General features: G+C 54.3%; 10 protein-coding genes. 3 read left to right on the top strand and 7 right to left on the bottom strand.

The genetic code is table 11. The features are described from left to right. From KHU29_RS06290 to KHU29_RS06275, 4 genes are all read right to left on the bottom strand, one after another. A partial coding sequence (locus KHU29_RS06290; protein ID WP_211451898.1) for a 2Fe-2S iron-sulfur cluster-binding protein occupies positions 1-508 on the bottom strand: 508 nt, incomplete at its 3' end. Between the two features lie 51 nt (positions 509-559). After that, positions 560-2,107: a formate dehydrogenase beta subunit gene (locus tag KHU29_RS06285; RefSeq protein WP_211451896.1), complete on the bottom strand. Its 1,548-nt coding sequence runs from the start codon at positions 2,105-2,107 to the stop codon at positions 560-562. Beyond that, positions 2,104-2,628, bottom strand: a complete 525-nt coding sequence (locus KHU29_RS06280; protein ID WP_246541600.1) for a formate dehydrogenase subunit gamma — start codon at positions 2,626-2,628, stop codon at positions 2,104-2,106. Before KHU29_RS06280 ends, KHU29_RS06285 begins: the two co-directional genes overlap by 4 nt. 250 nt (positions 2,629-2,878) lie before the next feature. After that, the gene (locus tag KHU29_RS06275) at positions 2,879-4,516 is read right to left on the bottom strand and encodes an OFA family MFS transporter (RefSeq protein WP_211451894.1); all 1,638 of its coding nucleotides are present in this window, start codon (positions 4,514-4,516) and stop codon (positions 2,879-2,881) included. Positions 4,517-4,713: 197 nt separating this feature from the next. Here KHU29_RS06275 and KHU29_RS06270 point away from each other — a divergent pair, with 197 nt between their 5' ends. After that, positions 4,714-5,787, top strand: coding sequence for a substrate-binding domain-containing protein (locus KHU29_RS06270; protein ID WP_211451892.1), 1,074 nt, complete (start codon positions 4,714-4,716; stop codon positions 5,785-5,787). A 114-nt stretch (positions 5,788-5,901) separates the two neighbouring features. Here KHU29_RS06270 and KHU29_RS06265 read toward each other — a convergent pair whose 3' ends face one another. Further along, a complete protein-coding gene (locus tag KHU29_RS06265) occupies positions 5,902-6,651 on the bottom strand; it encodes a hypothetical protein (protein WP_211451890.1) in 750 nt (249 codons plus the stop codon). A gap of 237 nt (positions 6,652-6,888) precedes the next feature. Between KHU29_RS06265 and KHU29_RS06260 the strand changes: the two genes are divergently transcribed. Together KHU29_RS06260 and KHU29_RS06255 are read left to right on the top strand one after the other, a co-directional pair. Further along, positions 6,889-7,422 carry a hypothetical protein gene (locus KHU29_RS06260; protein ID WP_211451887.1) on the top strand — a complete coding sequence of 178 codons (534 nt, stop codon included), beginning with the start codon at positions 6,889-6,891 and terminating at the stop codon, positions 7,420-7,422. Further along, positions 7,419-8,108, top strand: coding sequence for a hypothetical protein (locus tag KHU29_RS06255; protein ID WP_211451885.1), 690 nt, complete (start codon positions 7,419-7,421; stop codon positions 8,106-8,108). The genes KHU29_RS06260 and KHU29_RS06255 overlap by 4 nt, the downstream gene beginning before the upstream one ends. Before the next feature lie 156 nt (positions 8,109-8,264). Here the strand turns inward: KHU29_RS06255 and proC are convergent, their stop codons facing one another. Both proC and KHU29_RS06245 read right to left on the bottom strand, forming a co-directional pair. Further along, positions 8,265-9,080 (bottom strand): pyrroline-5-carboxylate reductase, encoded by an 816-nt coding sequence (proC, locus tag KHU29_RS06250; protein ID WP_211451882.1) that lies wholly within the window; start codon positions 9,078-9,080, stop codon positions 8,265-8,267. 9 nt (positions 9,081-9,089) lie between these two features. Beyond that, the gene (locus tag KHU29_RS06245; protein WP_246541564.1) at positions 9,090-9,971 is read right to left on the bottom strand and encodes an IclR family transcriptional regulator; all 882 of its coding nucleotides are present in this window, start codon (positions 9,969-9,971) and stop codon (positions 9,090-9,092) included. Positions 9,972-9,986 lie beyond the last annotated feature (15 nt).

Raw genomic sequence — 9,986 nt, 5'->3', positions numbered from 1 at the left:
AGACGATGCATTTGGAAGGATCGTAGGTGAAATAAGGATTCGATTCATCCTTTTTCATCTTCAAGTGGTTGTCACCTTCGTAGCCGTAGCGCACTTCGCGCAAACCGGTCACACCTGCCATATCCTGCAATTCGCAATTACCGTTGGTGGGGCAAGTCAGGCAATCGAGCGGATGGTCGGAGATGTACAACTCCATCACGCCGCGCCGGATATCGGCCAGTTTCGGGGTCTGGGTCTTGACCTTCATGCCGGGCTCGCACGGTGTAGTGCAAGACGCCGGATAGCCTTTCCTGCCGTCGATTTCCACCAGGCACAGGCGGCAGGAACCAAACGGCTCCAGACTATCGGTGGCGCACAATTTTGGCACGTTGATGCCGGCTTCCACCGCTGCACGCATCACCGAAGTACCGGCCGCCACCTCGACGCTGACGCCGTCGATTTCCAGTACGACTAGTTTCTCGGATTGCTTGGCCGGTGTGCCGTAGTCAAGTTCATTAAGCTGATTCATCACATGCTCCTGGTTCCAATGGAACGTGGGTGGTGTTAGTTGCGCAGGCTATCAGGCGGCCTTGTCGGCAGCGCCGCTGGCAAAATCTTCGGGAAAATGATCGAGGGCCGACAGCACCGGCAACGGCGTCATGCTGCCCATCGCGCATAAAGAGCCGTTGATCATGGTGTCGCACAGGTCCCGTAACAGATGTATTTCATGTACCTGGCCGGCGACAATCTTGTCGATCACCTCCACGCCACGGGTAGAGCCGATGCGGCAAGGCGTACATTTTCCGCAGGATTCGACTGCGCAGAATTCCATCGCGTATCGCGCCTGTTTGGCCATGTCGACGCTATCGTCGAACACCACGATGCCGCCATGCCCCAGCATGCCGCCGACAGCGGCGAAGGCTTCGTAATCGAGCTTGGTATCGAACAGCGACTCCGGCAAATACGGTCCCAGCGGGCCGCCGACTTGCACTGCGCGTATCGGCTTGCCGCTGGCAGTACCGCCGCCGAAATCGAGCAGCAGTTCGCGCAGGGTCACGCCGAACGCCTTCTCCACCAGGCCGCCATAACGGATATTGCCCGCCAGCTGCATCGGCAAGGTGCCGAGCGAACGCCCCATGCCGTAATTTTTATAGAAGGCCGCGCCGCGCGCCAGGATGATAGGCACCGAGGCCAGCGAGATCACATTATTGATGACGGTCGGCTTGCCGAACAAACCTTCGATGGCCGGCAGCGGCGGCTTGGCACGCACCACGCCGCGCTTGCCTTCCAGGCTTTCGAGCAAGGCGGTTTCTTCACCACAGATGTAAGCGCCGGCGCCTTTGCGGACTTCCAGATGGAAGGAATGAGGCGAACTGAGAATATTTTCGCCCAGATAATTCTGGCTGTTTGCCGTGACGATTGCCTGGTTCAACGCCGCGATCGCATGCGGATATTCCGAACGGACATAGATGTAGCCCCGGGTCGCACCAACCGCCAGCGCTGCAATCGTCATGCCTTCAATCAGAACGAAGGGATCGTCTTCCATCACCATGCGGTCCGAGAACGTACCGGAATCACCTTCATCGGCGTTGCAAACGATGTATTTTTGCGCAGCCTGGGTATTGGCCACCGTCTTCCATTTGATGCCAGTCGGGAAAGCCGCGCCGCCACGGCCGCGCAGGCCGGACTCCAGCACTTCCTGCACTACGTCTGCGCTGGGCAGGGTCAAAGCGCGCCGCAAACCGGCGTAGCCTTCATGCGCAAGATAATCGTCCAGCGACAGCGGATCGGTGATGCCGACGCGGGCGAAGGTCAGACGCTCTTGCTTTTTCAAATAGGGGATTTCTTCAACCAGCCCCAAGGCCAGGCGATGCTTGCCGCCAGCCAGAAAATCGGCATCGAACAGCCCCGCCACATCGTCCGGTTCGACCGGTCCGTAGCCGATGCGTCCGGCGGCGGTAACCACCTCCACCAGCGGCTCCAGCCAGAACATGCCGCGTGAACCGTTGCGCACCAGGGTAATTTCCTGGCCGCGCTTATCGGCTTCGGCGACGATTGCCGCAGCAACCTCGTTGGCTCCCAGGGCGAGCGCGGTAGAGTCACGCGGTACGTAGACGGTAACGCTCATTGCGCACCTCGCTTGGCACGTACCAGCTTGTTGAATTTATCGTTGCTGACGCGCGCATACAGATCGTCGTCGATCTGCATGTTCGGGCCGCAAGCGCATTGACCGAGGCAATACACCGGTTCCAGCGTGAACTGGCCATCGCTGCTGGTGCCATGGAAATCGCAGCCCAATGCAGCCTTGACGTGCGCTGCCAACGCGTCTGCGCCAACCGCCTGGCAGGCTTCGGCCCGGCATAGCTGGACTATGTGACGGCCTGCGGGTTGCTGGCGGAAATGGTGATAGAAGCTGATCACGCCGTGCACTTCGGCACGGGAAAGATTCAACTGGTCGGCGATCAACGGCACTACTGATGAAGGCACATAGCCGAGCGCATCCTGGATCGCATGCAAGACCGGCAGCATGGCGCCGGGCATGGCCTGGTGCTTTTGGATAATGGATTTGACCTGATCCAGATCGACAGATGGGTCCGACGGTACAACTTGCGACACTTGCGAAACTTGAGAGCTTGGCTCGATTTGCATCTTCACGACAGTCTCCTACCGGTATTCGGTACTACAAAAGGTGCGCAGAATGGATGTTCTTGTTATAACTCAATGAAGCACCTTGATCGGCGCACAACGGTGCGTCTTGAAACCTGTACCACACTAGATCAGTCGTAGGGTGGGCACGAGTGCCCACGCGTTACCTTAAATCCGCTCGCGTCGGTGTTTGGATAACGCGTGGGCAAAAAAACTTGCCCACCCTACTTCACTACTTAACTACTTAACTCTGTTACTTAAACAATACAGCCGACTTCTGCAGGGTGATCGAAATTCCCCAAACCAAAGGAATGATCACCGCCGCCCACGACGCCCACAGCACCGCCGGGTTACCGCCGTTGCCGATGCGCGCCATCACTTCAGGCGCCAGCACCGCTTCGCCACTGGCGGAAGCCTGCTCATGCGCCAGTTGTTTCTCGCGTGCCAGTTCTTCCGGCGTCATGAAGTATTTTTCAGCGACCGGCCTGATCATCAGGTTGCACAACAGGCCCACTACCAGCATGCCGGCCAGGATGTACATCGTGGTGTTGTAGACCGCTTCACGCGGGATCCCAAGTGAGAGTTGATACTCGCGCATGTAGTTCACCACCACCGGCCCGAGAATCCCGGCAGTCGCCCAGGCAGTCAGCAGACGGCCATGGATCGCGCCTACCATCTGGGTGCCGAACAAGTCGGCCAGATAGGCTGGCACCGTCGAAAAGCCGCCACCATACATCGACAGGATCAGGCACACCGCAGCGACGAACAGCGCCACGCTGCCGGCCGCACCGGACCAAGGCAGGCTCACATACAACACGAAGCCGAGGACAAAGAACACAACGTAAGTCATTTTGCGTCCGATATAGTCAGAGCATGTGGCCCAGGCGAAACGGCCGCCAATATTGAACAGACTGATCAAGCCGGTAAAACCGGCGGCAATCGCTGCAATCGCACTTTTTTGCTCAACCGACAATTCGGTGAATTTAGCGCTGACGCCCAGGAGATGGCCGCCGAACACTTCTTGCAACATCGGCGAAGCCATGCCGATCACGCCGATACCAGCCGACACGTTCAGGCACAACACCAGCCATACCAGCCAGAATTGGGGAATACCCCAGACCTTGCTGACATGCACGTGATGCTGGGTAATCATGACGTTGCCATTGGCGACAGGCGGAGTCCAGCCGGCAGGCTTCCAGCCGCTTGGCGGAATCCGATAGCCGAAAGCGCCAGCCATCATGAATACAAAATAGATCAGCGCCATCACGACAAAAGTCTGCCAGACGCCGACCGAGACGTCGCTAGCGAAATGTTTCATCAGCTTGTCCGCCAGCGGGCTACCGATCAGCGCACCGCCGCCGAAGCCCATGATCGCCATGCCGGTCGCCATGCCGCGGCGGTCCGGAAACCATTTGATCAGCGTCGATACGGGCGAGATATAACCCAACCCGAGACCGATCCCGCCAATCAAGCCGGAACCCAGCCAGATAATCCATATCTGGTGCTGATAGATCCCGAACGCTGAAATCAGCAAACCTCCACACCAGCACACGGCTGCCACGAAACCGGCCTTGCGCGGACCGACGTGTTCCAGCCAGCCGCCCCAGATTGCCGCCGATGTTCCGAGCAAAACGAAGAACATGGTGAAGATCCAGCCCAGCATTGAAATCTTCCAGTCGCAATTACTTGCGAATATTTCAGCAAAGAAACTCATATCCTTTGCGCAGACGACCGATTCCTTGATCCCGACCGCTTTCGACAGCGGCAGCCAGAACACGGAAAAGCCGTAAGCCATGCCAATACACAGGTGAATTGCCAACGCTGCGGGCGGCACCAGCCAACGGTTGAAGCCTGGACCTGCAATGGTCCGTTCTTTATCTAAAAATCCCACATTCCCCCCTGGAAATAAAAAAGCTTATATGTACCATAGGTAATTACTTACATATAGTTTTATTTGAGAAATATTTTGTTTCCTTATATTTCTCCTATATTTCTCCTATATTTCTCCTATATTTCTCCTATATATTTCCTATATATACGCAAAATATCACTGGTCGATGGCCAGCTCAATAGGCTATATTTTGCATAATGTATAGAGTTAAAATCAAACCGCATTGGGAAATCTCGCGCGACGCAGAGACACCTCTGGATACTGCTGTTTTATTGGCATTGCTCACGGCAATTCAGGAAACCGGCTCGATTGCCAATGCCGCCAAGAAAATCGGCGGCTCTTACCGTCACGCCTGGGGTTTGCTGCGCGATGCCGAGCGTATGTTTGGTCATCCGTTGGTAGAAACCGGGCGCGGGCGCGGTAGCCACCTGTTGCCGCTGGCAGAAAAACTAATCTGGGCTGATCGCCGCATCGCCGCACGTTTGTCGCCGACACTGGAAAGCCTGGCTTCCGAGCTGGAAGGCGAGCTGAGCAAAACCATAAGCTGCGGGCCGCCGATGATCCGCCTGAACGCCAGCCATGGTTTCGCTGTTGCCGCATTACTGAATCAGCTGAATGAACAGCGCCTGCCGGTGGAACTGCGTTATCGCAATAGCGCCGATGCGGTGGCGGCGCTGGCACGGCAGGAATGCGACCTGGCCGGCTTTCACGTGCCCTTGGGGGAATTCGAAGAAGCATCGGTGGCCAGCTATAGCCGTTGGCTGGATAAAAACAAACATTGCCTGATTCACCTGGCGATACGCAACCAAGGCTTGATGGTGGCGCCAGGTAATCCGAAAAATATCGCCGGTTTATCCGACCTCAGTCGCCCGGGCGTGCTTTTTGTCAACCGCCAGCCGGGCTCAGGCACCCGCATGCTGCTGGAACTGATGTTATCTAGGCAGGCGCTGTCGCCCACCGCCATCGAAGGTTTCGAAACCGCCGAATTTACCCATTCCGCGATTGCAGCCTTTATCGCCAGCGGCATGGCCGATGTCGGTTTCGGCGTACAGACCGCGGCCCAGCGTTTCGGCCTGGATTTCATCCCGCTGGTGCGTGAGCGTTATTTCTTTGCTGTATCGAACAGCGCCTTGAATGATCCGTTGATGCAGCAAGTGATCAGCATCTTGCAATCAGCCTCGTTTCGCGAAACAGTTGATCAGATCAGCGGCTACGATGGCAGCGCCACCGGCAAGATCTTGTCGCTGACGGAAGCGTTCGCTGGACACTAAAGCGGCGGCACCTGTCAATTCGCGGGGTTCAGGTTCGAGTCTAGGTCGGGAAGCCAAGATTCTAAGGGACGCCAAAAATTGAAATGGCCGCAGATGGTGCGACTACCCAATTACTTATTCTGCGCTTTCGTCTTCTGTCAGTAACAGATCGATTTGGGCTTTGAGTCGAATTTTATCTGCCTCGAAGAATAGCGTAGGTATGAGCAGCCATGCCTTTCGTCCTCCGGGTAGCCTTACGGGTATCCGGTCCAACGCCTCATCGCCAGCTGTAGACTGAACAGTGGAACTTGCAACTACGGGCGCACCATTTTTGGAGGGCACCGACACAATTTCATCTTCCTCCGGCGAGTCAATTAGTGTGTCGTCCTCAGCAATCACTTGCGCGGCTTGGAACTCGAAGTAAGCGGCAAAGTTGACCGATTGCTTGAAGCAACTTAACGCACTCTCGGCGCCTGCGGGTATGAATCCTCTTTGTATAAGCTCATATTTTAGACTTGCATCTGATGGTAAGCCATTCGCATATTTTTCTACGAGTTCAGCGTATAGAGGCGGAGACTTCAGGAACTGTATCAAAAGCTCTCGCCGCTGCAACTCTGACGGTGAGAACTTGAATGACTCGACCGCTTTTGTTATTGACAGGAAGCCATCTTTAGGACGCTCGAGAAGCCCAAAATAGCGCAGCGATGCGATTGCGGCAAGTGCAGCACCGTTGTTTGCACTTTTGTACCCCAGGCCTAATGCAATTACTTCTACCGGTGCAGGATGCAATCTTTCCTGATCGTAAACTTTCATTGCACGATCCAACGCTTCGTTTAACGGCATAGATGGTGCTCTAGGGCTTTTTTTTCTAAGTTGCTCAGCCATGTTTGATCTCTTCTATAGTTGGAACGATGCGTATAAGACTAATCGGGGACTGCAACTGTGGCATAAGTGTACGTTAGATGCTATGGTCTTGTCTTGCTTTCGGTGTTTCTAAGCGTTTTAATCAAGAATTTTCAGTAAAAACTCAAGTATTCTTAATTCGCGAATTTAGAATACTTAATATTTACGGCGTTTAAACAGTATAAATAATGCGAATTCTTGATTCGCGAATGGAGAAAAATGGCTGGCTCTACTACCAAACAGCTTGTGCTGAAGCCGCAGGATCTGTTGGTTGCATTGAAGATTGCCGTGAATTCGGAGCGACAATTCACTTATGCGGAATTAGCAAGTGAACTTTTCATGTCTATATCAGAAGTGCATTCTTCTGCTAAGCGAGCACAAACTTGTGGCCTTCTTGCTCGCACATCTGAACTAACTGCCGTGAAGTTTGCGCTACATGAATTTTTAGAGCATGGTGTTCGATATGTTTTCCCGCAGATCAACAGCATGCTTACGCGGGGAATTCCTACCGCTCTGGCAGGCCCGGTGTTAAGCAAGCACTTCATGGCTACGGACGGACTCCCACAGGTGTGGCCAGATGCAGAAGGTAATACACAGGGAATTGGGTTACAGCCTATATATCCCTCAGTTCCTCTGGCATGTCGGATCGATTTTAAACTCTACGGTGTCATGACTCTGGTCGATGCACTCAGAGGGGGGCATGCTCGAGACCGGGAAATATCGGCTCAGCTAATTTTGGAGTACATAAAATGATGTCGCGAGATCCAAATGTGGATTCAGTAGAACTTGTAGTTCATGAGCTTGGGAGTCTTTGCGATGAATTAGTTCTCGTTGGCGGATGTGCCACAGGCTTATTGATCACTGATAAAGCGCGACCGTCAGTACGTGCGACAAAAGATGTAGATCTGGTTGCGGAAGTAGTTTCGATTGCAAATTACTATTCTTTAGAGAAAAAATTAAAAGCGCTAGGGTTCAGCAATGGTAAAGATGAAGTAATTTGTCGCTGGCAAAAAGGTGTCCTTTTAATAGACGTAATGCCAACTAAGGAAATAGGATTTGGCTCCACCAACAGGTGGTATCCATTAGTTGTGAAATATGCCGAAAAACATATATTACCTAGCGGGAAATCCATACGTATGGTCTCGGCCGCATTGTTTTTGGCGACAAAATTAGAGGCTTTCCATGGCCGGGGAAACGGTGATTATAGTCACCATGATATTGAAGACATCGTAAATCTAGTGGACGGGCGCATCGAGTTGATTGATGAGGTCGAAATTGCTGAAGAATCAGTGAAGAATTATATTATGCAAGAGTTTGATGATCTCCTGGCAGATCCAATCTTTACCGAGCGTCTACCTTGGCACCTCAACACGGACGATGCAAGCCAACGTCGTGTATCGATGGTCTTGGAGCGTTTTAGAAAGATCGCTGGACTATAGATGCAAGCGCCAAGCAAAGGCACGACCGGGGTCAACCAATAGATGCAAAAAAGGCGCACGCGGCGCTTCCAGGTTTCACTACGGAGCACGCCGGACTTCCTGGCGGCGTGCGAATGACGAGCAATGCGAAGCGGTGTGATCGACTGGCGATCTTGGTCAGCAGGCATCGCCCAGTTCCTTGCTGCGATTGGTTGCCGCCTTAACCGCGCGGGTAATCACAGCGCAAAAACCATCCTGCTGCAAACTGTTCAGGCCGGCAAAGGTCGTTCCGCCTTTCGACGTTACCCGCTCACGCAACAGCGCCACCTCATCATCGGATTGCAACGCCAGCTGCGCAGCACCGGCGACGGTTTCCAACGCCAGCAATTTGCTCTCTGCGGCATTCAGCCCGACTTCCATGGCGGCTTTTTCCAACGCTTCTATAAAATAAAAAACAAAAGCCGGGCCGCTGCCAGAGACGCCGGTAACTGCGTCCAGCGACTGTTCTTCTTGCAGCCAAAGGGTTTTGCCGACAGCAGCCATTACTGTATCGGCATGCAGCTGTTGTACTGCGCTCACCCCTGGCATTGCAAACATGCCAGTCATGCCGCGTCCGATCAACGCCGGCATATTCGGCATGGCGCGCACTATCGTCGTATAGCCTTGCAGGCCGGCAGACAATTCCGTGGTGCGAATACCGGCGGCGATGGAAATCACCAATTGATGCTGGAGTTGCGCAGCGATATCCTGCAACACCGGTGCCATTTGCTGCGGTTTGACTGCCAGGATGAGGATATCGCAGCCTGCAACCGCATTGGTGACACTACAGTCGACCGTCACGCCAAATCGCTGTGACAACTGCTGCAACGCCTGCGGATTGACATCGACGACGCGGATATTTGCCGCAGCTGTAAAGCGATTCACGAGTCCGTTGATCAATGCAGCCGCCATATTGCCGCCGCCGATGAGGGTAACATTGGGGTTCTGCTGCATGGTCATCGCTTACTTTCTTTGTACCGAAATAGCGCGGGCCGCCGACATCACCAGATTGGCGTAGCGACCTTCGTCGCTGTCGGCGCCCCAACGCGCCTTTGTGACTGCAACGTTGACGGCGCCGATACCGCGGCCACGGGCATCCTTGACAGCGGCTGCGGTAGACACGTCACCGAGGAAATACTCTTCCTTGATGTGGGCATATCCTTGTTCGCGGAAGGTAGCAAGCCGCAGCTTGATTTTTTTCGGGTCGACGACCGTGAACGGCGTATGTTGCCGCAGTTCGGATGCCCCCAATATCGCATCGACTTCTTCATCGCTCATGGTTGACAACAATGCCAGTCCGGATGCGGTGCAATACGCCGGGATGCGAGTGCCGGTGACCACGGTCGGATTCAAGACATGACGGCTGACGATACGTTGGACGAAAACCACGTCTGTGCCATCAAGTATTGTCAGATTAGTAGTTTCCTCGGTTTCCTGACTCAACTGCTGCAGATAAGGTGTCGCCCGAGTGACCAGCTCGCTGGATGACAGATAGTGATAGGCAAAATCGAGCAATTTCGGCGACAGCTCATATTTACGGCTTTCTTCGTCCTTGTTCAGGTAGCCCAGGACTGTCAGCGTATACGTGAAGCGTTGCGCCGCGCTGAGATCGAAGCCAGTGAGCGCCGCGATTTGCGACAATGAAAGTTGCCGCTGCTGGCCGTCGAACGCCATCAGAACCCGCATGCCCTTTTCTACCGAATTCACGTATAGCGGGGAATCCATAGCGCCGGTACCGGCATCGGCGACTTCGGCGCTCGGGCTGGCGCCGGCTTTTGCCGGTGTCGTTTCCTTGCCGGCTTTCTTCTTGCGTGCTCCAACAGTTTTGCCTGCGTCTGCGCTCATAGGGTGAATCGCCGT

This window comes from Collimonas antrihumi, from assembly GCF_018304965.1.
Classification (GTDB): Bacteria; Pseudomonadota; Gammaproteobacteria; order Burkholderiales; family Burkholderiaceae_D; genus Collimonas; species Collimonas antrihumi.
Note: the sequence above shows the minus strand (reverse complement) of the source record. Positions and strands in the feature narration are given on the sequence as shown.